The sequence below is a fragment of the Synergistaceae bacterium genome, from assembly GCA_017450125.1.
GTDB lineage: Bacteria > Synergistota > Synergistia > Synergistales > Aminobacteriaceae > JAFUXM01.
Window position 1 is genome coordinate 1 of sequence record JAFSWZ010000043.1, and the last position, 19,910, is coordinate 19,910.

Annotated in this window: 37 protein-coding genes and 1 riboswitch; of the genes, 36 read left to right on the plus strand and 1 reads right to left on the minus strand. The window is 55.8% G+C overall.

Going from position 1 to position 19,910, the window contains the following annotated elements; translation table 11 throughout:
• Genes tuf through IJT02_10315 form a run of 36 tightly spaced genes read left to right on the plus strand, consistent with a single transcriptional unit; the run spans position 1 to position 19,343 of the window.
• Positions 1-1,203 (plus strand): elongation factor Tu, encoded by a 1,203-nt coding sequence (gene tuf / locus IJT02_10140; protein MBQ7545286.1) that lies wholly within the window; start codon positions 1-3, stop codon positions 1,201-1,203.
• A gap of 6 nt (positions 1,204-1,209) precedes the next feature.
• Complete coding sequence (gene rpsJ / locus IJT02_10145; GenBank protein ID MBQ7545287.1) at positions 1,210-1,515, plus strand: 30S ribosomal protein S10; 306 nt, start codon at positions 1,210-1,212, stop codon at positions 1,513-1,515.
• A gap of 18 nt (positions 1,516-1,533) precedes the next feature.
• Positions 1,534-2,160 (plus strand): 50S ribosomal protein L3, encoded by a 627-nt coding sequence (rplC, locus tag IJT02_10150; GenBank protein MBQ7545288.1) that lies wholly within the window; start codon positions 1,534-1,536, stop codon positions 2,158-2,160.
• Between the two features lie 18 nt (positions 2,161-2,178).
• Positions 2,179-2,805 carry a 50S ribosomal protein L4 gene (gene rplD, locus IJT02_10155; GenBank protein MBQ7545289.1) on the plus strand — a complete coding sequence of 209 codons (627 nt, stop codon included), beginning with the start codon at positions 2,179-2,181 and terminating at the stop codon, positions 2,803-2,805.
• A complete protein-coding gene (rplW, locus tag IJT02_10160; protein ID MBQ7545290.1) occupies positions 2,802-3,098 on the plus strand; it encodes a 50S ribosomal protein L23 in 297 nt (98 codons plus the stop codon). The genes rplD and rplW overlap by 4 nt, the downstream gene beginning before the upstream one ends.
• An 18-nt stretch (positions 3,099-3,116) precedes the next feature.
• A complete protein-coding gene (rplB, locus tag IJT02_10165) occupies positions 3,117-3,944 on the plus strand; it encodes a 50S ribosomal protein L2 (protein MBQ7545291.1) in 828 nt (275 codons plus the stop codon).
• 12 nt (positions 3,945-3,956) lie between these two features.
• On the plus strand, positions 3,957-4,229 hold the full coding sequence (gene rpsS / locus IJT02_10170) for a 30S ribosomal protein S19 (protein MBQ7545292.1): 273 nt from the start codon (positions 3,957-3,959) through the stop codon (positions 4,227-4,229).
• 10 nt (positions 4,230-4,239) lie between these two features.
• The gene (rplV, locus tag IJT02_10175; GenBank protein ID MBQ7545293.1) at positions 4,240-4,587 is read left to right on the plus strand and encodes a 50S ribosomal protein L22; all 348 of its coding nucleotides are present in this window, start codon (positions 4,240-4,242) and stop codon (positions 4,585-4,587) included.
• 13 nt (positions 4,588-4,600) lie between these two features.
• Positions 4,601-5,284, plus strand: coding sequence for a 30S ribosomal protein S3 (gene rpsC, locus IJT02_10180; GenBank protein ID MBQ7545294.1), 684 nt, complete (start codon positions 4,601-4,603; stop codon positions 5,282-5,284).
• 6 nt (positions 5,285-5,290) lie between these two features.
• A complete protein-coding gene (rplP, locus tag IJT02_10185; protein MBQ7545295.1) occupies positions 5,291-5,707 on the plus strand; it encodes a 50S ribosomal protein L16 in 417 nt (138 codons plus the stop codon).
• Between the two features lie 4 nt (positions 5,708-5,711).
• Complete coding sequence (gene rpmC / locus IJT02_10190; protein MBQ7545296.1) at positions 5,712-5,936, plus strand: 50S ribosomal protein L29; 225 nt, start codon at positions 5,712-5,714, stop codon at positions 5,934-5,936.
• Positions 5,929-6,225, plus strand: coding sequence for a 30S ribosomal protein S17 (rpsQ, locus tag IJT02_10195; GenBank protein MBQ7545297.1), 297 nt, complete (start codon positions 5,929-5,931; stop codon positions 6,223-6,225). The genes rpmC and rpsQ overlap by 8 nt, the downstream gene beginning before the upstream one ends.
• Positions 6,225-6,593 carry a 50S ribosomal protein L14 gene (gene rplN, locus IJT02_10200; protein ID MBQ7545298.1) on the plus strand — a complete coding sequence of 123 codons (369 nt, stop codon included), beginning with the start codon at positions 6,225-6,227 and terminating at the stop codon, positions 6,591-6,593. The genes rpsQ and rplN overlap by 1 nt, the downstream gene beginning before the upstream one ends.
• 14 nt (positions 6,594-6,607) lie before the next feature.
• The gene (gene rplX, locus IJT02_10205; protein MBQ7545299.1) at positions 6,608-6,937 is read left to right on the plus strand and encodes a 50S ribosomal protein L24; all 330 of its coding nucleotides are present in this window, start codon (positions 6,608-6,610) and stop codon (positions 6,935-6,937) included.
• A gap of 3 nt (positions 6,938-6,940) precedes the next feature.
• Positions 6,941-7,489, plus strand: coding sequence for a 50S ribosomal protein L5 (gene rplE / locus IJT02_10210; protein MBQ7545300.1), 549 nt, complete (start codon positions 6,941-6,943; stop codon positions 7,487-7,489).
• Positions 7,490-7,512: 23 nt separating this feature from the next.
• On the plus strand, positions 7,513-7,698 hold the full coding sequence (locus tag IJT02_10215) for a type Z 30S ribosomal protein S14 (protein ID MBQ7545301.1): 186 nt from the start codon (positions 7,513-7,515) through the stop codon (positions 7,696-7,698).
• Between the two features lie 14 nt (positions 7,699-7,712).
• The gene (gene rpsH / locus IJT02_10220; GenBank protein MBQ7545302.1) at positions 7,713-8,117 is read left to right on the plus strand and encodes a 30S ribosomal protein S8; all 405 of its coding nucleotides are present in this window, start codon (positions 7,713-7,715) and stop codon (positions 8,115-8,117) included.
• Between the two features lie 12 nt (positions 8,118-8,129).
• Complete coding sequence (gene rplF / locus IJT02_10225) at positions 8,130-8,669, plus strand: 50S ribosomal protein L6 (protein ID MBQ7545303.1); 540 nt, start codon at positions 8,130-8,132, stop codon at positions 8,667-8,669.
• Positions 8,670-8,672: 3 nt separating this feature from the next.
• On the plus strand, positions 8,673-9,038 hold the full coding sequence (locus IJT02_10230) for a 50S ribosomal protein L18 (protein ID MBQ7545304.1): 366 nt from the start codon (positions 8,673-8,675) through the stop codon (positions 9,036-9,038).
• A 1-nt stretch (position 9,039) separates the two neighbouring features.
• Positions 9,040-9,570 (plus strand): 30S ribosomal protein S5, encoded by a 531-nt coding sequence (gene rpsE, locus IJT02_10235; GenBank protein ID MBQ7545305.1) that lies wholly within the window; start codon positions 9,040-9,042, stop codon positions 9,568-9,570.
• Positions 9,557-9,739 carry a 50S ribosomal protein L30 gene (gene rpmD / locus IJT02_10240; GenBank protein ID MBQ7545306.1) on the plus strand — a complete coding sequence of 61 codons (183 nt, stop codon included), beginning with the start codon at positions 9,557-9,559 and terminating at the stop codon, positions 9,737-9,739. The genes rpsE and rpmD overlap by 14 nt, the downstream gene beginning before the upstream one ends.
• A 2-nt stretch (positions 9,740-9,741) precedes the next feature.
• Positions 9,742-10,188, plus strand: coding sequence for a 50S ribosomal protein L15 (gene rplO / locus IJT02_10245; GenBank protein ID MBQ7545307.1), 447 nt, complete (start codon positions 9,742-9,744; stop codon positions 10,186-10,188).
• Entirely contained in the window at positions 10,188-11,486 is a 1,299-nt protein-coding gene (gene secY / locus IJT02_10250; protein MBQ7545308.1) for a preprotein translocase subunit SecY, read from the plus strand. The genes rplO and secY overlap by 1 nt, the downstream gene beginning before the upstream one ends.
• Positions 11,487-11,488: 2 nt before the next feature.
• Positions 11,489-12,100: an adenylate kinase gene (locus IJT02_10255; protein ID MBQ7545309.1), complete on the plus strand. Its 612-nt coding sequence runs from the start codon at positions 11,489-11,491 to the stop codon at positions 12,098-12,100.
• Positions 12,097-12,876 (plus strand): type I methionyl aminopeptidase, encoded by a 780-nt coding sequence (gene map, locus IJT02_10260; protein ID MBQ7545310.1) that lies wholly within the window; start codon positions 12,097-12,099, stop codon positions 12,874-12,876. Before IJT02_10255 ends, map begins: the two co-directional genes overlap by 4 nt.
• Positions 12,858-13,115: a hypothetical protein gene (locus IJT02_10265; protein MBQ7545311.1), complete on the plus strand. Its 258-nt coding sequence runs from the start codon at positions 12,858-12,860 to the stop codon at positions 13,113-13,115. The genes map and IJT02_10265 overlap by 19 nt, the downstream gene beginning before the upstream one ends.
• On the plus strand, positions 13,115-13,342 hold the full coding sequence (gene infA / locus IJT02_10270) for a translation initiation factor IF-1 (protein MBQ7545312.1): 228 nt from the start codon (positions 13,115-13,117) through the stop codon (positions 13,340-13,342). Before IJT02_10265 ends, infA begins: the two co-directional genes overlap by 1 nt.
• An 18-nt stretch (positions 13,343-13,360) precedes the next feature.
• Positions 13,361-13,486, plus strand: coding sequence for a 50S ribosomal protein L36 (gene rpmJ, locus IJT02_10275; GenBank protein MBQ7545313.1), 126 nt, complete (start codon positions 13,361-13,363; stop codon positions 13,484-13,486).
• A 7-nt stretch (positions 13,487-13,493) separates the two neighbouring features.
• Positions 13,494-13,871, plus strand: coding sequence for a 30S ribosomal protein S13 (rpsM, locus tag IJT02_10280; protein ID MBQ7545314.1), 378 nt, complete (start codon positions 13,494-13,496; stop codon positions 13,869-13,871).
• A gap of 16 nt (positions 13,872-13,887) precedes the next feature.
• On the plus strand, positions 13,888-14,286 hold the full coding sequence (rpsK, locus tag IJT02_10285) for a 30S ribosomal protein S11 (GenBank protein MBQ7545315.1): 399 nt from the start codon (positions 13,888-13,890) through the stop codon (positions 14,284-14,286).
• Positions 14,287-15,363, plus strand: a complete 1,077-nt coding sequence (locus IJT02_10290) for a DNA-directed RNA polymerase subunit alpha (protein ID MBQ7545316.1) — start codon at positions 14,287-14,289, stop codon at positions 15,361-15,363.
• A 20-nt stretch (positions 15,364-15,383) separates the two neighbouring features.
• Positions 15,384-15,761 carry a 50S ribosomal protein L17 gene (gene rplQ / locus IJT02_10295; protein ID MBQ7545317.1) on the plus strand — a complete coding sequence of 126 codons (378 nt, stop codon included), beginning with the start codon at positions 15,384-15,386 and terminating at the stop codon, positions 15,759-15,761.
• Positions 15,739-17,436: an ABC transporter ATP-binding protein gene (locus tag IJT02_10300; GenBank protein MBQ7545318.1), complete on the plus strand. Its 1,698-nt coding sequence runs from the start codon at positions 15,739-15,741 to the stop codon at positions 17,434-17,436. Before rplQ ends, IJT02_10300 begins: the two co-directional genes overlap by 23 nt.
• Complete coding sequence (locus tag IJT02_10305; protein MBQ7545319.1) at positions 17,415-18,161, plus strand: energy-coupling factor transporter transmembrane protein EcfT; 747 nt, start codon at positions 17,415-17,417, stop codon at positions 18,159-18,161. The genes IJT02_10300 and IJT02_10305 overlap by 22 nt, the downstream gene beginning before the upstream one ends.
• Entirely contained in the window at positions 18,161-18,925 is a 765-nt protein-coding gene (truA, locus tag IJT02_10310) for a tRNA pseudouridine(38-40) synthase TruA (protein ID MBQ7545320.1), read from the plus strand. The genes IJT02_10305 and truA overlap by 1 nt, the downstream gene beginning before the upstream one ends.
• Positions 18,912-19,343 (plus strand): DUF1810 domain-containing protein, encoded by a 432-nt coding sequence (locus IJT02_10315; GenBank protein MBQ7545321.1) that lies wholly within the window; start codon positions 18,912-18,914, stop codon positions 19,341-19,343. The genes truA and IJT02_10315 overlap by 14 nt, the downstream gene beginning before the upstream one ends.
• Before the next feature lie 96 nt (positions 19,344-19,439).
• Here the strand turns inward: IJT02_10315 and IJT02_10320 are convergent, their stop codons facing one another.
• Positions 19,440-19,643 carry a cold-shock protein gene (locus tag IJT02_10320; protein ID MBQ7545322.1) on the minus strand — a complete coding sequence of 68 codons (204 nt, stop codon included), beginning with the start codon at positions 19,641-19,643 and terminating at the stop codon, positions 19,440-19,442.
• Between the two features lie 153 nt (positions 19,644-19,796).
• Positions 19,797-19,904, plus strand: a riboswitch (TPP riboswitch).
• Positions 19,905-19,910 lie beyond the last annotated feature (6 nt).

Here is a 19,910-nt window from a genome sequence, read left to right on the forward strand (position 1 = left end):
ATGGCAAAAGAAAAGTTTGAGCGCAACAAGCCTCACTTGAATATCGGAACAATCGGGCATATTGACCACGGCAAGACGACACTGACAGCGGCAATCACGAAGTGCCTCGCCACAGAGAACTTCGCGGAGTTCACGGCCTATGACATGATCGACAAAGCCCCCGAAGAGCGCGAGCGCGGAATCACCATCAACATCGCCCACGTCGAGTACCAGACGCAGAAGAGGCACTATGCGCACATCGACTGCCCCGGCCACGCCGACTACATCAAGAACATGATCACCGGAGCTGCCCAGATGGACGGTACGATTCTCGTCGTGTCAGCGGCAGACGGCCCGATGCCCCAGACTCGTGAGCACGTTCTTCTTGCGCGCCAGGTCAACGTTCCCGCAATCGTCGTGTTCATGAACAAGACAGACCAGGTTGACGACCCCGAGCTTCTTGACCTTGTCGAGATGGAAGTCCGCGAGCTTCTCAACAAGTACGACTTCCCCGGCGACGACACCCCGATAATCCGCGGCTCTGCGCTTGAGGTCCTCGAAAAGGGTACGGGCAAGAGGGACGATCCCGTCTGCAAGTGCATCTATGACCTCATGGACGCGTGCGACAGCTTCATTCCTGAGCCTGTCCGTGAGATCGACAAGCCGTTCCTTATGCCGATTGAGGACGTGTTCACGATTTCAGGGCGCGGCACAGTCGTTACCGGGCGTGTTGAGCGCGGCAAGATCAACGCGGGCGAGCCTGTCGAGATCGTCGGAATGGTCAGGGACACACAGAAGACCGTCGCGACATCGCTCGAGATGTTCAGGAAGATTCTTGATGACGCAGAAGCGGGCGACAACGTAGGCGTACTTCTTCGCGGCATCGACAAGACGGACGTTCAGCGCGGACAGGTTCTGGCCAAGCCCGGCACGGTTACTCCGCACACGAAGTTCAAGAGCGAGGTTTACGTCCTCAAGAAGGAGGAAGGCGGCCGTCATACACCGTTCTTCAAGGGCTACAAGCCGCAGTTCTACTTCAGGACGACGGACGTTACCGGCGAGATCGTGCTGCCTGAGGGCGTAGAGATGGTCATGCCCGGCGACAACGCAACGTTCGAAGTTACGCTGATCGTGCCCATAGCGATGGAAGAGGGTCTGCGCTTCGCAGTACGTGAAGGCGGCCACACAGTCGGAGCGGGAGTCGTAACCCAGATAATCGAGTAGTGAATCATGGCACGCAAAATCCGCATAAGGCTCAAGTCGTTTGACCACAGGGTGCTTGACACATCGGCGGCTCAGATAGCGGAGACAGCCCAGTCAACTGGTGCACGGGTTTCAGGACCTATCCCCCTTCCCACAGAGGTAGGGAGGATAACGATCCTGAAATCCCCCCACAAGGACAAGGATGCCCGCGAGCAGTTCGAGATGCGCACGCACAAGAGGCTGATAGATATTATCGACCCCACGCAGAAGACTATGGATGCGCTCATGCAGCTTAATCTGGCTAGCGGCGTAGACATACAGATAAAATTTTAACGAGGAGAAGCAAAAACTATGTCAATAGGGATTCTGGGGAAGAAGCTCGGAATGACACAGATATATGACTCCGAAGGACAGGCCGTAGCTGTTACGGTCGTCCTTGCGGGGCCGTGCTCGGTTGTCGCTCTGAGAACCCCTGAACAGAACGGGTATTCCGCCGTTCTTCTCGGCTTTGGGGCTGTGAAGCCTCACAAGCTGTCCAAACCGCAGAAGGTTATGTTCGAGAAGCTGAAGCTCGAACCGAAGAGGACACTTCGGGAATTCAGGCTTGATGACGTAAGCGGCTACACAGTCGGCCAAGAGATAAAGGCTGACCTGTTCGCGGCAGGCGAGAAGGTCAACGTAAAGGGCATCTCCAAAGGCAAGGGCTTTGCGGGCGTAATGAAGCGTCATCATTTCGGAGGCCAGCAGTTCAGTCATGGTACGTCTGTAGAGCACAGGCACGGAGGCTCGAGCGGAGCAATCTCGTATCCCGGCAGAGTGTTTCCCGGCAAGAGGATGCCCGGACACATGGGCAGCGAGAAGGTTACCGTCAAGAACCTGACCGTGATGGCTGTTGACGTTGAGAACAATCTTGTCCTGCTGAAAGGCGCAGTACCAGGCGCGAAAAACAGCCTGCTTGCCCTCTACAAGAAAGCCTAAGGAGGGAAAGATAACACTATGCCGTTCGTAAAAGTATACGAGTTTGACGGGACAAGAGCCGGTGAGATGGAGGTTCCCGCAGAGATTTTCGACGTTCCGGTGAACATGCCGGTTATTCATCAGGTGGTGGTCGCGCACCTCGCGAACTGCCGTCAGGGAACAGCCAGCACCAAGACGCGCGGAGATGTTTCCGGCGGCGGAAAGAAGCCCTGGAGGCAGAAGCACACAGGCCGCGCACGTCAGGGAAGCACGAGGTCGCCGATCTGGGTACACGGCGGAGTTGCACACGGCCCGCATCCCAGAGACTACCACCAGAAGGTCAACAAGAAGGTTCGTGCCCTCGCGTTGAAGTGCGTCCTGTCCGACAAGGTTCGTGAGGATCTCATTGCCGTTGTCAAGGGATTTGACGCGATTGAGAAGCCGTCGACTAAGGCGGTCAAGAACCTCATCACCGCTCTGGGCTTCGGCAAGACGCTGGTCATCTACAGCGGCAACGCCTTCAACGTCAGCAAGTCGGTGAGCAACCTTCCTAATGCCAAGTGCATAAACGTAGCAAGCATCAACGTGTATGACATCCTGAACGCGCAGAACCTGATAGTAACGCCGGAAGTCGTCGCTAGAATTGGGGAGGTATATTCGAGATGAATCTGACTGCTCACGACATAATCATACGCCCGATTATCACGGAGAAATCCAGTTCTCTCATGGCAATGAACAAGTACACGTTCGAGGTTCACAGGAGCGCGAACAAGATACAGATCCGCAATGCTGTGGAGGAAGCCTTCAACGTCAAGGTAGCCGGAGTGAACACGATAAACGTGAAGGGCAAACTGCGCCGCAGGGGCATCACGAAGGGTTTTACGCGTTCGTGGAAGAAAGCGATAGTATCCCTTATGCCCGGCCAGCATATAGAGTTCTTCGAGGGTGCCTCGATCTAACACAGGAGATTTAGCGAAATGTCAATCAAACAGTTCAAGCCGTATACCGCTGCCCGTCGCCATATGAGCATACAGGGCCGTGAGGACATTACGGCAGACAAACCGGAACGTTCGCTTGTAGTCCAGCTCCGCAAGCATGGAGGCCGCAACAACACGGGTCGTATAACCATGCGCCACATCGGAGGCGGACACAGGAGAGCCTACCGCATTATAGATTTCAAGCGCGAGAAGCTGGGTATCCCGGGCAAAGTTGCGACGATCGAGTACGATCCCAACCGCAACGCCCGCATCGCCCTGATTCACTACGCAGACGGCGAGAAGAGGTACATCATCCTCCCGAAGGGTCTCAGCGTCGGCGACACGATTTACTCGGGCCCGGAGAGCGACATCACTCCCGGCAACGCACTGAAGCTGGAGGATATTCCCGTAGGTACGATTATCCACAATATCGAGATGCAGCCCGGGTGCGGAGCAAAGCTCGTCAGGAGCGCAGGAACTTCTGCACAGCTGATGTCCAAAGAGGGCAAGTATGCCTATATCAGGATGCCCAGCGGAGAACTCAGGCTCATTCTGCTTGAGTGCATGGCAACCGTCGGACAGGTCGGCAATGAGGACTACGACAATATTTCTCTGGGCAAGGCAGGCGCGACAAGGCACAGGGGACGCAGGCCCAGCGTTCGCGGAATGGTCATGAACCCCGTAGACCACCCGATGGGCGGCGGTGAAGGCAAGAGCAAGAGCAACAAGCATCCCGTCTCGCCGTGGGGAACTCCTGCGAAGGGTTACAGGACACGCAAGAAGAAGTCCTCTGACCGTCTGATTATCCGCAGGCGTTATGCGAAGTAGAAGGAGCTGTGAATAATGAGGTCAACTAAGAAGGGACCCTTTGTCGAGCAGAGGCTCCTGAAGAGAATCGAAGACATGAACGTCTCCGGCACAAAGAAGGTCGTCAAGACATGGTCAAGGCGGTCGACGGTAGTGCCGCAGATGATCGGGCACACGATAGCCGTGCACAATGGGAAAATGCATCTGCCTGTCTACATCAGCGAAAACATGGTAGGGCATAAGCTCGGAGAGTTCGCGCCGACCCGCAGGTTCGGGCATCACGCCGGGCAGGACAAGAAGAAGTAGGTAGACAGCCATGCCAGAGATTAAGACAGCAGAAGCAAGAACCCTGAACGCGAGGATTTCGCCCTACAAGGTTCGCCAGGTTCTGGAGCTCATCAGGGGCAAAACGGCGGAAAGGGCAGCAGTCATCCTGAAGTTCAGCGACAAGAAGGCGGCACGCATCATCCTGAAGGTGCTCAATAGTGCTATGGCGAACGCTGAGCATAATTACGGAATGGATATCGACAAGCTCTATGTTCACGAGGCTTGGGCAGATCACGGTCCGATGATGAAGAGGTTCAGGCCCGTATCGATGGGGCGCGCTCATCCGTATGTGCACAGGACATCGCACATTACGATAAAGCTCGGCGAGCGTCAGTAGTGGGAGGAAATTTATGGGACAGAAAGTTCATCCTGTAGGCTACCGTCTCGGAGTGTCCAGCGAATGGCAGTCGAGATGGTACGCCGACAAGAAGCATTACGCGAAGAAGCTCCATGAGGACATAAAGCTTCGCAAGTACATCATGAAGAAGTGGGAGGGTGCAGGGATTTCGCGCATAGAGATCGAGCGCGTAGGACCTGTAGTCCGCTTCACGATTCACACGGCACGTCCGGGCGTGGTCATCGGCAAGGGCGGCAACGAGATTCAGAACATCAAGAACGAGCTTCAGGCCATAACCGGCGGCAAGGTCATGGTCAACGTTCACGAGATCAAGAATCCTGACGTGGAAGCTCAGCTTGTAGCTGAGAGCATCGCAAGTTCTCTGGAGCGCAGAGTGTCCTTCCGCCGCGCAATGAAGCAGGCAATCTTCCGTGCGACGAAGGCGGGCGTTAAGGGCATCAAGGCTCAGGTAGCAGGCCGTCTCGGCGGTGCAGAAATCGCGCGTACAGAGTGGTACAACGAGGGACAGCTTCCGCTTTCGACGATAAAGGCTGACATAGATTACGGTTTCGCAGAGGCCGTAACGATGTACGGAGTTATCGGCTGCAAGGTCTGGATTTACCGCGACCGCAAGAACGAGAAGGCACAGGCACCGGCACGTCCGGCACGCACAAGACCTGCGAACAAGGGGGCGTAATTCACCATGTTGATGCCAAGCCGTGTAAAGTACCGCAAGTCGCACAGGTCTCCTCTCAGGGGAATCTCGAAGGGCGGCACAGAAATAGCATTTGGTGATTACGGAATACAGGCACTCGAGAACGTCTGGCTGACTGCTAGACAGATTGAGGCGACGCGTGTAGCTATCTCCCGTAAGATGAAGAAGGGCGGAAAAATCTGGATACGCGTTTTCCCGGACAGGCCTTACACCAAGAAGCCCCTTGAAACCCGTATGGGTAAGGGAAAGGGCGCGCCTGAGTTCTGGGTAGCCGCAGTGAAGAGAGGCCGCGTACTGTTCGAGTTCTCGGGCATTCCTGAGGATCTCGCGCAGGAAGCCTTCAGGACAGCCAGCCACAAGCTGCCCGTAAAGGTTCGCATGGTACGCAGCGGAGGGAGTGATTAGCCTGATGGACGCGAGCGTAAAGTCGGCCAAGCTGAGGGAACTGACCAGCGAAGAGATAGCCGGAAAGATAAAGGAGTACAAGACTGAGTTGTTCAACCTGCGTTTTCAGAATGCTGTCGGGCACTTGAAGAACACGAGCCGCATCCGCGAAGTCCGCAAGACCATCGCAAGGCTCTTAACGATAGCGACTGAGAAGGCAGTTGCGGAAAAGGAAGCAGACAATGCCTAGCAAAGTAAGAACGGGTATAGTCGTCAGCAACAAGATGGACAAGACGATAGTTGTCCGTGTTGAGAGGATGGCCGAGCACCCGCTGTACGGAAAGAGAATCAAGCGCGCCAAGAAGTATGTAGCCCACGACGCAGAGAACACCTGCCGCATGGGAGACGAAGTGCGTATCCGCGAGACCCGTCCCCTCAGCAAGACCAAACGCTGGGAACTGGTAGAGGTTACGCGCCGTGCCCCTGTGTTCGGAACAGGTGAGGCACTTGATGCAGTAAGCGAGGAGGCCGGAGAGTAATGATTCAGCTAACAAGCGTTCTCAACGTCGCTGACAATTCCGGCGCAAGGAAACTGTTCTGCATTCAGGTGATGGGCGGGAGCAAGAGGCGTTACGGCACGATAGGCGATGTCATCGTCGCATCAGTGCGTGAGGCCATCCCGAACAGCAACATTCCGAAGGGAAGCGTAGTGAAGGCTGTTATCGTGCGCACGAAGAAGGAAATCCGCCGCCGCGACGGGACGTACGTTCGTTTCGACGACAATGCGGCGGTACTCATCGACGCAAACGGCGAGCCCAGAGGTACGCGTATCTTCGGGCCCGTAGGCCGTGAGCTCAGGGCAAAGAAGTACATGCGCATCCTGTCGCTTGCTCCTGAAGTAGTGTAACGGAGAAATTCATCATGACAGTAAGACTTAGGAAGAATGACCGCGTGAAAGTCATCACCGGCAAGGACAAAGGCAAGGAAGGCAAGATCATACGCCGCATACCCGAGCGCGACCTCGTAGTCGTCGAGGGCGTGAACATGGTATCGCGTCATGTCAGGCCGACGCAGACCAACCCGCAGTCCGGCATCATCAAGCAGGAAGCTCCGATCTACGCGAGCAAGGTCATGCTTGTCTGCCCCCAGTGCGGAAAGGCAACGCGTGTAGGTTCGTCATTCCTGGAGAATGGGAAGAAAGTCCGCGTCTGCAAGAAGTGCGGAGAAATCATAGATCGCGGAGGACTCTAAACCATGACACCGAGAATGCTGGAGAAGTACAAGAACGAAGTAGTCCCCTCGCTTCAGCGTGAGTTCGGCTACAAGAATGTCATGCAGCTGCCCAAGATCGAGAAGGTAGTTGTGAACATCGGAGTAGGCGACGCGAAGCTGGACATAAAGTTCATGGATGCCGCAATCGCAGAACTCAGGGCCATAACCGGCCAAGCACCGCTCCTCAAGAGAGCCAAGAAGTCCATAGCGGGCTTCAAGGTCAGGCAGAACATGCCCGTAGCCTGTGCAGTAACGCTCAGAGGCGCGAAGATGTGGGAGTTCCTCGACAGGCTCATATCGCTGGCACTGCCGGGCATCAAGGACTTTCAGGGAATATCACGCAAGGGTTTCGACGGGCGCGGAAACTTCAACTTGGGGTTACGCGAGCAGCTGATTTTCCCGGAGATAAGCTACGACAAGGTAATACGGTCGCGCGGAATGAACGTCTCGATCGTAACGACGGCACACACAGACGAGGAAGCCTTCGCACTGCTCAAGGGACTCGGTATGCCGTTCAGGACAGGCAAATAAAGCAGGGGGAATAAGGTAACAATATGGCACGTAAAGCATTGAGGAACAAGGCGAAGCTCACCCCCAAGTTCAGCACAAGGCAGCACAACAGATGCCCGCTCTGCGGACGCATTCACGGCTACATCAGGATGTTCGACATGTGCAGGTGCTGCTTCAGGAAGATGGCACGCGAGGGGCTGTTCCCCGGCGTGGTCAAGTCGAGCTGGTAAGGGGGCAGATTAGGTTGTACGTAAATGACCCTGTAGCGGATATGCTCACACGGATTCGCAACGCCAACATGATTTACGCAGAGAGCGTTGACGTACCGTCGAGCAAGATGAAATTAGCCCTTGCGCGGATACTCAAGGACGAGGGCTACATCAAGAACTTCAGGATGATAACTGACCCTGAGAAGCCGTACGCGGAGATTCGCATCTACCTGTCATACGGCGCGAACAGGGAAAGAGTCATTCAGGGACTTCGGAGAATCAGCAAGCCCGGCAGGAGAATTTATGTCGGACGCGACAAGCTCCCCGTAGTTATGGGCGGACTTGGCCTCGCGATTCTTTCGACCTCAAAGGGACTGAAGACCGGCTCTGAGGCTAACAAGCTCGGGCTCGGCGGAGAAGTCCTCTGCTATGTCTGGTGAGGAGGAGTAATCATGTCTCGTATCGGACGCAAAGCAGTAGAGATCGCGAAGGGCGCAAGCGTAGAGGTCAAGGGCAACGATATAGTCGTCAAAGGCCCGAAGGGAGAACTTCACGCACAGCTGATGCCCGGAATCACAGTCGACATTGAGGGCGGACAGGTGAAAGTCGACCGCACCAACGAAGAGAAGCAGACCAGAGCGTGGCATGGAATGACCCGCGCGCTCATCGCCAACATGGTTACAGGCGTAACGTCGGGCTTCTCCAAGACGATGGAGATAGTCGGAGTGGGCTGGAGAGCGGCAATGCAGGGAAAGAAGCTCGTGATGAATCTCGGGTATTCTCACCCCATCGAGTTTACGCCTCCAGCAGGAATAGAAATCGTTGTCGAGAACCCCATCAAGTTTCACGTACGGGGAATCGACAAGGAATTAGTGGGACAGACATGCGCCCTCATCAGGGAGTTCAGACCGCCGGAGCCTTATCACGGAAAGGGTATCAAGTTCGAGAACGAGCAGATACTCCGCAAGGCCGGCAAGACTGGGGCGAAGTAAATCATGAAGAAGAGAAGCAGAAATGATATGCGCGTAATCAGGCATGAGAGACTGCGCAGGACACTTTCCGGCACGGCCGAGAAGCCGCGTCTGTGCGTGTTCAGGAGTCTCAAGAACATCTACGTTCAGGTAGTCGACGACGAGAAGGGCTGCACGCTTGTGTCCGCTTCGACGCTCGAGAAGGCATTACAGCCTGAGCTGAAGGGACACTGCAACATCGAGGCCGCGAAAGTCATCGGCAAGACGATAGCTGAACGTGCGAAGGCCAAAGGGATTAACACGGTTGTGTTCGATCGCGGAGGCCATGCCTATCACGGCAAGGTAATGGCACTGGCAGATGCCGCAAGAGAAGGAGGCTTGAGCTTCTAACATGCCCAGAAGGAATGAGGTAGAAGCCCCTGAATTTCAGGAACGCGTGGTAGCAATCAACCGCGTCAGCAAGGTCGTCAAAGGCGGAAAGAGATTCCGTTTCGCGGTGCTTGTTGTGGTCGGAGACGGAATATCGCGCGTCGGAACAGGAATAGGCAAGGCAAAGGAGATAGCTGAAGCAGTCCGCAAAGGCATCGAGAAGGCCAAGAAGGAACTTGTAACCGTACGCCACGCTGACAACACGATTCCGCACCCCGTAGTCGGAGAGTTCGGAGCGGCACGCGTACTCCTCAAGCCCGCCCCCGAAGGAACGGGAGTCATAGCAGGCGGAGTTGTCCGCGCAATAATGGAGCTCGGCGGCGTGAAGGACGTTGTTACGAAGGTTACCGGCAGGACATCGAACGCAATCAACGTAGCACATGCTACCCTCGAGGCCATCAGGATAACCCGCACCGAGAGCGAGATCATGAGGCTTCGCGGACTGAACGGCGGAGCGGACGAGGCACAGGAGGATTCACATGGCGAAGATTAAGGCTAAGTGGGTCAAGAGTGCGATAAGTTTCCCCGAGAGGCAGAAGCGCACGATAAAGGCTCTGGGCTTCAGGAAGCTGAACTCTGAGGTAGAGCATGAGGACACTCCGCAGATACGCGGGATGATTGAGCATGTCCGCCATCTGGTGAAATGGGAGGTTGTCGAGTAATGATTACATTGCAGGATTTACACCCCGCTGACGGTTCGACCCACAAGAACAAGCGTCTTGGACAGGGTCCCGGAAGCGGCAAGGGCAAGACTGCGGGCAAAGGGCACAAGGGCGACAAGTCGAGGACCGGCGGCGGAGTACGTCCGGGCTTCGAGGGAGGCCAGATGCCCCTGACCAGAAGGACACCGAAGCGCGGGTTCAACAATTACCGTTTCGCGAAAGTGTTCCAGACGGTCAATCTCGGCACGCTCGACAAGAAGTTCGAGGCAGGCGCGGAAGTCGACGCATCAGCCCTCTTCAGCGCGAGAGTAATCCGCAAGAAGGATGTTCCCGTGAAGATTCTTGCTGACGGCGAACTCAGCAAGGCACTCAAGATCAAGGCGGGAGCATTCAGCGCAGAGGCCGTGAAGAAGATAGAAGCGGCTGGCGGCACTCACGAGGTAGTGTAATGTTCGGGTCTCTTGGTGATATTTTCAGGCTGCCCGACCTGAAACGCCGGATATTCTTCACGCTGTTTATACTGTTCATCTTCAGGCTTGGGGCTTACATCCCCAGTCCTGGAGTTGACCGCGCGGCTATGGCTAGCCTGTTCGCGTCAGGCGGCGGCATAATGGACTTCCTTAACCTGTTCTCGGGCGGTGCTCTGAGCAGGTTCGGGATTTTCTCGCTCGGCGTTGCTCCCTACATCAACTCGAGCATAGTCATGCAGTTATTGGTGGTCATCTTCCCGTACCTCGAGAAGCTGCAGAAAGACTCTGCTGACGGCCACAAGAAGATTACGCAGTGGACGCGTTACGGAGCTGTTGTCTTCGCGGTCGTTCAAGCAATCGGAATGACAGCATGGCTCGGAGGTCTCGGCATAATGCAGGGAGGATTCTTCGACTGGCTGTTAGTCGTGATTACGCTGGTTGCGGGCTCTGTCGCGGTGATGTGGCTCGGCGAAGAGCTCACGGATCACGGCATAGGCAACGGAATTTCCCTGCTAATCTTCGCTGGTATCGTCGCACGAATCCCTGAAGCCATCCTTCAGACCTGGAGCATGGTGCGTCTCGGTTCGCTGAGCGTCATCGGGCTTCTGCTCGGAATCGTGCTGATGGTCGTTGTGGTTGCAGGATGCATTCTCCTTCAGGAAGGGCAGAGAAGGCTTCCCGTGCAGTACGCAAAGCGCGTCGTGGGCAACAAGATTTACGGCGGGCAGAGCACGTTCATTCCGCTGAAGGTGAATCAGGCCGGAGTCATCCCGATAATCTTTGCGAGCTCGCTGCTGATTTTCCCCTACACCATCGCTAACTACTTCAGCGAGAGTGCGGTGGGACGTTTCTTCAGCACGGTGTTTGCCCCGAACAGCGTTATCTATCTCGTGCTGTACGTTGCCCTGATAATCTTCTTCTCGTACTTCTACACGGCGGTAGTCTTCAACCCGACAGACATCGCCAACAACATGAAGAAGTACGGCGGGTTCATTCTCGGGATAAGGCCGGGCAACCCCACGTCAGACTACATAACCCGCGTAATGGAGCGCATCACTCTCGGCGGTGCAGTGTTCCTCGCGGTCATAGCGTTAATCCCTAACGTGATGTCTTCGGTGCTCAGGGTCAACAGCTTCTACTTCGGAGGTACTGCGGTGCTTATCGTTGTAGGCGTTGCGATGGACACCATCAACCAGATAGAAGCACAGCTCCTTATGCGCCACTACGACGGAATAATCAGGAAGTCCGGCGGCGGCAAGGGACTGCTGAGGGGTTAATCATGAAGCTGGTATTATTAGGCGCGCCTGGGGCCGGAAAGGGTACTCAGGCCGTATTCTTGAAGGACAAGCACGGACTCGTCCACATCTCGACGGGCGACATCCTCAGGCAGAACATCAAGGACGGAACGGAACTCGGCCTCGAGGCCAAGAAGTTCATGGATGCCGGAAAGTTAGTCCCTGACGAAGTCGTGATGAACATGATGAAGGACAAGCTCGCTTCTCTTCCCGAAAATCAGGGCTTTATGCTCGACGGTTTCCCGAGAACGGTGAAGCAGGCGGAGTTCCTCGAGACCATCACGGAACTTGACGGCGTGATACTCTTCAAGGTCAGCGACGACGACATCGTCAAGAGGCTCATGAACCGCGCGGTGTGCAGATCCTGCGGAGGAATAACTACGTGGGACAACGACAAGTGCCCCTCATGCGGCGGAGAACTCTACCGCAGAGCTGATGACAACGAGGAGACTATCAGGAGCCGCCTCAAGGTCTTCCACGAGCAGACGGAGGCACTCATAGAGTTCTACCGCGCCCGTAAGCTGCTGCTTGAGGTTGACGCGACGGGAATGCCGGAAGAAATATTCATGCGCGTTCTTGAACTGCTGAAGTCATGATAACGCTCAAGACACGCGAAGAGATCGGCCTCATGAGGATTGCGGGGCGTGTAACTGCGGAAGTGCTGGAGATCATGCGCGATGCAGTGCGTCCCGGCATCTCAACGGGAGAGCTTGACCGCCTCGCTGAGGAACACATACGCGCGAACAACGGAATCCCCGCGTTCAAGAATTACCGTCCGGCCTCGAACATGACTCCCTTTCCCGGAACTATCTGCGCGTCGATAAATGACGAGATTGTTCACGGAATCCCGCAGTTCAGCAGGGTACTGGAGGAAGGCGACATAATCAGCGTAGATGTCGGTGCGTACGTCAACGGTTACTGCGGCGACGCGGCGTGCACGTACCCCGTCGGAACAATCAGCCCTGAACGCATGGCACTGCTCAAAGCGACGGAAGAATCCCTGAACCGCGCAATAGCTGCTGCGCTTGCAGGGAATACGCTCGGTGATATCGGGAACGCAGTCGAGAGCTACGTCAAGCCGCTGGGTTACGGAGTGGTGCGGGACTACACCGGGCACGGAATCGGCAGGAAGATGCACGAAGCCCCACAGATACCCAACTACGGCAGGCCGGGACAGGGAATGACCCTCAAAGCCGGAATGACCATCGCAATTGAGCCGATGATCATGGCGGGCAAGGAGAAGGTCAAGACCGGAAGCAACGGCTGGACGGTGCTGACAGTTGACGGTTCTGACGCGGCACACTTTGAGCGGACTGTTGCGGTTCTGGACGACGGGCCGGAGATTCTGACGAAGTGGCAGAGTTTCTTGTAGGCCAGCTCGCAATCTCACGGCAAGGCAAGGACGCGGGGACGCTTTACGTGGTGAGCGGAACGGACGGCAAGGGCAGGATACAGGTTATCCGGCCGCCGAAGTTCAACACGACGCACCCGAAGGCGAAGAACCCCAAGCACTTGCAGGCAGTGCAGAAGCGCGCAGAGGAGTTAATCAGCAATATCGAGGCAGGTCAAGACATTGACGCGGGACAATTTCACAGGAGCGTAGGGAGTTAATGGCAAATTCCGGCAAAGAGGACGTAATCGAGGTTAAGGGCGTAATTTCAGAACCCCTGCCGAACGCAATGTTCAGGGTTGAACTTGAGAACGGGCACAGGGTTCTTGCGCATGTCAGCGGCAAAATGAGGATGCACTTCATCAGGATACTTCCCGGTGATAAAGTGCTTGTCGAAATCTCCCCGTATGATTTGACGCGGGGCAGGATAATATATCGTTACAAATAACAAGGTGGTAATAGAATCATGAAGGTAGGACCATCAGTGAAGCCTATATGCGAATTTTGCAGGGTAATCCGCCGTCATGGAGTTGTCCGGGTAATCTGCTCGCGCAACCCAAGACACAAACAGCGTCAGGGCGTGAGGAGGTAAAAGACGCATGGCACGTATAGCAGGAGTAGATCTGCCCAGAGACAAGAGGGTAGAAATCGGATTGACGTACATTTTCGGCATCGGCCTCAAGACAGCACAGCACATTCTTGAGGTTACTGGCGTGAACCCCGACACGCGCGTGAAGGATCTCAGCGAGGCAGACGCACAGAAGCTCCGCCGCGAGATCGAGGACAACCACAAGGTAGAGGGCGACCTCAGGCGCGAAATCTCGATGAACATCAAGAGATTGATCGACATCGGGTGCTACAGGGGACAGAGGCACAGGCTCGGTCTCCCCGTGAGAGGCCAGCGCACAAAGACCAACGCCAGAACGCGCAAGGGTCCGAGAAGGACAGTTGCGAACAAGAAGATGGCAACGAAGTAAGGGGGGAAAATAACAAGTGGCGAAGAGAACAGCTCAGGCTCGCAAAGGCAAGAAGCGCGAGAAGAAGAATATTGCTTACGGCGTTGCGCACATCTACTCGACGTTCAACAACACGATACTGTGCATAAGCGACAAGGCCGGCAACGTGATTTCGTGGGCATCCGGCGGCAACGTAGGTTTCAAGGGAGCGAGGAAGTCAACGCCTTTCGCTGCGCAGATAGCGGCACAGCAGGTGGCCAAGAACGCGCAGGATCAGGGCATGACGGAGATTGATGTAATCGTCAAGGGGCCCGGTCCAGGCCGTGAGAGTGCGATTCGTGCTCTTCAGGGTGCAGGGCTTCAGGTGAACGTCATCAAGGACACAACCCCGATCCCCCACAACGGCTGCCGTCCTCCCAAGAGAAGGCGCGTGTAAATGGAGAGCACAAAGTTCAAGGTCTTCACCGAAGAGAAGTCGCAGTCCTACGGGAGGTTCTTCCTTGAGCCTCTCGAGCGCGGTTACGGCGACACTCTGGGCAACGCGCTGAGGAGGCTTCTGCTCTCGTCAATACGCGGAGCGGCGGTTACTGCGGTCAAGATTGACGGGGTGCTCCACGAGTTCAGCACGATAAAGGGCATCCGCGAGGACGTGATAGAGATTCTCACGAACCTCAAGCACATCCCCATCAAGGCCAAGACCAACAAGGTTTCTGTCAACGAAGAAGGCTTCAAGATCATCACGCTTGATTCTGATGACCTGCCCAAAGACTTCTTCACGCGCGCAGAGAACCCCGGCGTAATCACAGCCCGCGATATGCCTTGGGACAACGACTTCGAGTTCTGCGGGGACGGCGTGCTCTGCACTCTCGAGCCCGGCTCTCATCTCCTGATGGAAATTTACGTAGAGCAGGGCACAGGGTATCTGTCGGCGGAACGTGAGAGGCCTGCACAGCCTCCGCTTCCCATCAACGCGATGCTTGCTGACGCGATATTCTCGCCGGTGAACAGGGTGAACTACCAGATTGAGCCAGCGCGCGTCGGACAGAGCATAGACTTCGAGCGTCTGATTCTGGAGGTGTGGACGAACGGAGCAGTTACGCCGGAAGAGGCGGTGGCAGAGGCGGCCGGTATAGCGCGGAGCTACTTCGGGCAGATCGCCGACACTGTGGACACAGCCCCGCAGAAGGCACGTCCCGCAGAGCCTGCAGAGACGACGGATCAGCCCGGCAGTGATGACCCTACCGAACCGCTGCGCAAACTGTTCGACCGTCCGATTCATGAACTGGAACTCTCGATAAGGAGCGAGAACTGTCTCCTGAGGGGCGGCATCCAGACGATCGGAGACCTTCTGCAGAAATCCCGCGATGACCTGCTGAAGATACGCAATCTCGGCAAGAAGTCTCTCACTGAGATTGAGGAGAAGATAACAAGCTGCGGATATTCGCTCCAGCCGTCAAAATCCGGCAAGGGCGACGCTGACGACGAATCTGCCGCAGAAGAGAGCAAAGACTAGCAAGGAGGTGCAAGCGTAAATTGAGACACAAGGTAGACCACAGGACATTAGGACGCTACGGAAGCCACAGGGGACTGATGCTCGGGAACATGGCGGCAAGCCTCTTCCTTAACGGCAGCATCACGACGACAGTAACCCGCGCAAAGGAGCTCAGGCGTGTTGCCGAGAAGCTCATCACGAGAGCCAGAGGAGGCAGCGTGCATGACATCCGCGTAGTGTTCTCGAAGATGCCCCACAAGGCAGCAGCAACGAAGCTGTTTCAGGAGATAGCCCCCAAGTACAAGAGCTTCGACAAGGGCGGCTACACGAGAATAGTGAAGCTGGGCGCAAGGAAAGGCGACGGCTCGCCTATGGCAGTGATAGAACTTGTTGAACGTGCAGACGACGGACAGAAGTAACGATACTCCGTTGATCGAGGTACAGTCTGTTACGTTCTCATACAGTGCTAAGGACACGGGACGCGCATTGAACCGCGTCTCGTTTTTTGTACGCAGAGGCGAACGGATAGCTGTACTCGGGCACAACGGAAGCGGAAAATCCACGCTCGTGAAGATTCTGGGCGGACTGCAGACTCCTTCGGAGGGAGTGTGTCTCGTGAAGGGGCAGGACATACGCGAAATGGACTTCAAGGAGCTCCGAAAGACTATCGGCATGGTGTTCCAAGACCCCGAGAACCAGATAGTCGCGGCAATGGTTGAGGACGACGCGGCGTTTGCGCCGGAGAATCAGGGACTGCCCAGCGCGGAAATTCAGGCGCGCGTGGACTCTGCTCTGGCTGTTACGAACATGACGCACAAGCAGGGAGCTTCGGTGTCGGAGCTTTCCGGCGGCGAGAAGCAGAGGCTTGCTTTGGCTGGGGCACTGGCGGCTGACGTTGAGTGCCTGATTCTCGACGAAGCTACGGCGATGCTTGACCCGCAGGGACGGCTGAAAGTCGAGAAGGTGCTTCGCGGACTGCACATTGCCGGAATGACGATAATTCAGGTTACGCACCAGATAGACGCAGAGAACTTCGACGACATCGAACGGGTGATAGTTCTCTCGCACGGAAGCGTGAAGTGGCAGGGCACAACGCCGGAGTTCTGGGACGTTGCGGAGGAGCTGGGGTTTGAGCTGCCTGACGAGTTCAAGTTCAGGAGGTTCTGCGAGGAACACGGTTACACGTGGGAAGCAGGAGCAAAGTCCCCCCTCTTTAAAGGGGGATTTAGGGGGGGTAACCCCTCCCCTTCCCCAGTATCAGAGGGAGCAAAGCAAATCAAGTTCATACTGGACGATCTGTCGTTCAGGTACACGGACAAGTCTTACGCTCTCAGGAACATTGACGCAGAGTTCTACGCAGGAGAGTGGCTCTCGATAATCGGCAGGACGGGCTCGGGAAAATCTACGCTGGTGCAGCACCTCAACGCTCTGTACAAGATTCAGGAGGGACAGATATTCTTCGAGGGCAAACCTATTCCGCAGAAGGGCAGCGAGGTTCACGCTTTGAGGCAGAAGGTCGGGCTCGTGTTCCAGCACCCGGAGGATCAGCTGTTCTCTCCGACGGTGAAGGAGGAGCTTGCGTTTGCGCCGAAGAATGCCGGCTTCAGGAAGCAGGAGCTCGAAGACGCGATAATCTACGGGCTCGAGTGCGCAGGTCTTCCCCGCGAGTTTCTTGGCCGCAACCCTCTCGCGTTGTCCGGCGGTGAACGCAGGCTCGTGGCGATCGCGTCAGTTCTCTCTGCCCGGCCGGACTGCATCGTGATGGACGAGCCTCTTGCCGGGCTCGACGCGTCGTACCAGCGGAAGATTCTTGCGATGCTGGGTCGCCTCAGGGACGAGGGCAAGACCGTTATCACCATCACCCACGACCTCAGCATGGCACTGAACTACAGCGACAAGATACTTATCCTCAGGAGCTCGGAGAAACTTCAGGAAGGCAGACCCCGCGAAGTTCTGGATACTGTCATGGACAGCCTCGATCCGTCTGCTTGGCCGGAAGTCCTGCGCCTCTCTGCGGAAATCAGGAAGGCAAACCCGTCCTTCCCGCTGTTCTACAACTATCAGGAGTTCATATCATGTATTTCACGAACCTAAATCTCGGCCAGTACATACCGACAGGCTCATTCATTCACAGGCTTGACCCGCGCGCAAAGCTGTTCTCCTTGCTCCTGATAATCTCCGCTCTCTTCCCATCGAAGACACCGCTTCTTCTGGGAGTCTGGGCAGCTCTGCTCGCAGTCGTCGTCCGCGTGTCGCGAATCTCATGGCGCATCGTGCTGAGGACTTCGCGGCCGGTGATGTTCCTCGTTGCGTTCACGCTCATCTTCAACCTCATGACCTCGACGGCATATCACGCGCTGTTCACGGCGGCACGTCTATTGATGCTGATGATGTTTGCGGTCATGCTTCCGCTGACGACATCGCCGCTCGAACTCGCTGACGGCCTCGATGCCCTGCTGTCTCCTCTGGAACGCTTCCACTTTCCGGCGCACGAGTCCGCGATGATGATCGGCATGGCGTTGCGGTTCATCCCGCTGTTGATGCAGGAGACGGACAAGATAATGCGTGCCCAATTGTCGAGGGGTGCGCGGCTGGATCAGGGTAACATCTTCCAGAGGGTAAAGGCGTTCTTCCCCGTGCTGATTCCGCTGTTCATCATAATTTTCCGGCGGGCGGATGAAATTGCTGTGGCGATGGAGGCCAGAGGCTACGAGGGAGGAGCAGGCAGGACTAGGAGAAAACCCCTCGTGTGGAAGAAGGCTGACACGCTGGTAGTTATTGGGTGTGCGGTTCTCGCGGCGGCAATGCTGATGCTGTGATGAACTACTACGCGGCCAAGATAAGCTACATCGGCAAGAACTACGCAGGCTGGCAGGTTCAGCCCGATGCCGTAAGTGTTCAGGAAGTTGTTGAAGGAGTCCTCTCTAAGATTGAGGGGGCTTCTGTCAGAATAACAGGTGCGGGCAGGACGGACAAAGGCGTGAACGCTTGGGGGCAGGTCGCATCGTTCGGGCTGGCCAAGAACATCGAGCCGGACAAGCTGGGAATGGCGTTGAACTTCTACCTCCCTGAAGACATACGCGTCATGAGGGTATCACGTGTAAGCAGCAGCTTCAACGCGAGGCGTTCGGCACTCTGGAGGGAGTACAGATACTTCATCTATCATGGTTACGTCTGTCCTCCTGTGCTGAATGATTACGTGTGGTGGCGGAAAGGCAGGACGTGGGACATGGACATTGCCCGCGAAGCCTGCAGGATGATTCAGGGGCGGCACAACTTCTCGGCGTTCTGCAGGGCTGTAGAGTGCCCGCCTGACCCGTTCAGGACTGTCGACAGCGTGAGGCTTCGGAATCGCGGCAGCCTCTCAATCATCACCGTGCGCGCGCAGTCGTTCCTGACGAACATGGTGCGGATAATTGTCGGCAACATCAACGCCGTTGCGCTGAAGAAGGAGCCGCTGTCGTGGCTTGAGGGTCTGCTTGACGGCGGAGAGAGGAGCGACTCTGCGATGACTGCACCGGCGTGCGGGTTGTGGTTCTGGCGTGTGAATTACGGAAAGGAGACACTGGATGGACAAGTATAACCTTGAGAGATTTATTGAGGCTCAGAAGGGCAGTTACGACATTGCCCTTAATGAGATGCGTGCAGGTCAGAAAAAAAGCCACTGGATATGGTACATCTTCCCCCAGCTCGCTGAGCTTGGCCAGACCTACCGGGCAAAGTTCTACGGACTGAGCGGAATTGATGAGGCGAGGGCGTACCTGAATCACCCCGTGCTTGGCGCGAGGCTGAAGGAGATCTCGGAGGCACTGATGGGGCTCGGCCTCGACGTGAATGACCCTGAGGAGGTTATGGGCGGACACCCTGATGACTGGAAGCTGTGTTCGTGCATGACGCTCTTCGCGGAGGCCTCAGAGGGGGACTCGGTGTTCAAGGACGTGCTGTATAAGTTCTTCGGCGGAAGGAAGGACAAGCGCACTCTGGAGCTGCTTCGGGGGTAAAAAAATGAGGGCCTTGCGTTACACAGGGTCCTCTTTCCTTGTCAAGTGATTATCTGCTGCCTTTGCGGTGTTCGAGGAATGCAGGAGACTTACAACTTAAGACAGCTTCACAACGTTTGCGGCCTGAGGGCCTTTCTCTCCGTTGACGACATCGAATGATACCTTCTGGCCTTCGTTGAGGGTCTTGAAGCCCTCGCCCTGGATTGCGCTGAAGTGTACGAAGACGTCCTTACCCTCGTCAGCGGTGATGAACCCGTACCCTTTGGTCTCGTTGAACCACTTTACAGTTCCCTGTGCCATAAAAAACTAGCCTCCTGAAAAATTGTATTGCCATGTCCCGCACACGATATGCAGGAACGATTAACTGGGTTAATTTACACTCTTGCTTAATTTATGTCAACAGCAGAAAATTTAGACTTGTTGCCACAAATGAAATATAATACCTTTATTCACAATCAAGCAAATGGGAGTCTGTATTACAGGCTGAGAGGGAGTTATTAATTCCGACCATCATAACCTGATCCGGGTAATGCCGGCGTAGGGAGCACAAGGATAATCCTTCTCAGT

Coding starts and splice junctions, on each gene's coding strand:
- tuf (MBQ7545286.1), top strand. CDS start 1: ATGGCAAAAGAAAAGTTTGAGCGCAACAAGCCTCACTTGAATATCGGA.
- rpsJ (MBQ7545287.1), top strand. CDS start 1,210: ATGGCACGCAAAATCCGCATAAGGCTCAAGTCGTTTGACCACAGGGTG.
- rplC (MBQ7545288.1), top strand. CDS start 1,534: ATGTCAATAGGGATTCTGGGGAAGAAGCTCGGAATGACACAGATATAT.
- rplD (MBQ7545289.1), top strand. CDS start 2,179: ATGCCGTTCGTAAAAGTATACGAGTTTGACGGGACAAGAGCCGGTGAG.
- rplW (MBQ7545290.1), top strand. CDS start 2,802: ATGAATCTGACTGCTCACGACATAATCATACGCCCGATTATCACGGAG.
- rplB (MBQ7545291.1), top strand. CDS start 3,117: ATGTCAATCAAACAGTTCAAGCCGTATACCGCTGCCCGTCGCCATATG.
- rplV (MBQ7545293.1), top strand. CDS start 4,240: ATGCCAGAGATTAAGACAGCAGAAGCAAGAACCCTGAACGCGAGGATT.
- rpsC (MBQ7545294.1), top strand. CDS start 4,601: ATGGGACAGAAAGTTCATCCTGTAGGCTACCGTCTCGGAGTGTCCAGC.
- rplP (MBQ7545295.1), top strand. CDS start 5,291: ATGTTGATGCCAAGCCGTGTAAAGTACCGCAAGTCGCACAGGTCTCCT.
- rpmC (MBQ7545296.1), top strand. CDS start 5,712: ATGGACGCGAGCGTAAAGTCGGCCAAGCTGAGGGAACTGACCAGCGAA.
- rpsQ (MBQ7545297.1), top strand. CDS start 5,929: ATGCCTAGCAAAGTAAGAACGGGTATAGTCGTCAGCAACAAGATGGAC.
- rplN (MBQ7545298.1), top strand. CDS start 6,225: ATGATTCAGCTAACAAGCGTTCTCAACGTCGCTGACAATTCCGGCGCA.
- rplX (MBQ7545299.1), top strand. CDS start 6,608: ATGACAGTAAGACTTAGGAAGAATGACCGCGTGAAAGTCATCACCGGC.
- rplE (MBQ7545300.1), top strand. CDS start 6,941: ATGACACCGAGAATGCTGGAGAAGTACAAGAACGAAGTAGTCCCCTCG.
- IJT02_10215 (MBQ7545301.1), top strand. CDS start 7,513: ATGGCACGTAAAGCATTGAGGAACAAGGCGAAGCTCACCCCCAAGTTC.
- rplF (MBQ7545303.1), top strand. CDS start 8,130: ATGTCTCGTATCGGACGCAAAGCAGTAGAGATCGCGAAGGGCGCAAGC.
- IJT02_10230 (MBQ7545304.1), top strand. CDS start 8,673: ATGAAGAAGAGAAGCAGAAATGATATGCGCGTAATCAGGCATGAGAGA.
- rpsE (MBQ7545305.1), top strand. CDS start 9,040: ATGCCCAGAAGGAATGAGGTAGAAGCCCCTGAATTTCAGGAACGCGTG.
- rpmD (MBQ7545306.1), top strand. CDS start 9,557: ATGGCGAAGATTAAGGCTAAGTGGGTCAAGAGTGCGATAAGTTTCCCC.
- secY (MBQ7545308.1), top strand. CDS start 10,188: ATGTTCGGGTCTCTTGGTGATATTTTCAGGCTGCCCGACCTGAAACGC.
- IJT02_10255 (MBQ7545309.1), top strand. CDS start 11,489: ATGAAGCTGGTATTATTAGGCGCGCCTGGGGCCGGAAAGGGTACTCAG.
- map (MBQ7545310.1), top strand. CDS start 12,097: ATGATAACGCTCAAGACACGCGAAGAGATCGGCCTCATGAGGATTGCG.
- infA (MBQ7545312.1), top strand. CDS start 13,115: ATGGCAAATTCCGGCAAAGAGGACGTAATCGAGGTTAAGGGCGTAATT.
- rpmJ (MBQ7545313.1), top strand. CDS start 13,361: ATGAAGGTAGGACCATCAGTGAAGCCTATATGCGAATTTTGCAGGGTA.
- rpsM (MBQ7545314.1), top strand. CDS start 13,494: ATGGCACGTATAGCAGGAGTAGATCTGCCCAGAGACAAGAGGGTAGAA.
- IJT02_10290 (MBQ7545316.1), top strand. CDS start 14,287: ATGGAGAGCACAAAGTTCAAGGTCTTCACCGAAGAGAAGTCGCAGTCC.
- truA (MBQ7545320.1), top strand. CDS start 18,161: ATGAACTACTACGCGGCCAAGATAAGCTACATCGGCAAGAACTACGCA.
- IJT02_10315 (MBQ7545321.1), top strand. CDS start 18,912: ATGGACAAGTATAACCTTGAGAGATTTATTGAGGCTCAGAAGGGCAGT.
- IJT02_10320 (MBQ7545322.1), bottom strand. CDS start 19,643: ATGGCACAGGGAACTGTAAAGTGGTTCAACGAGACCAAAGGGTACGGG.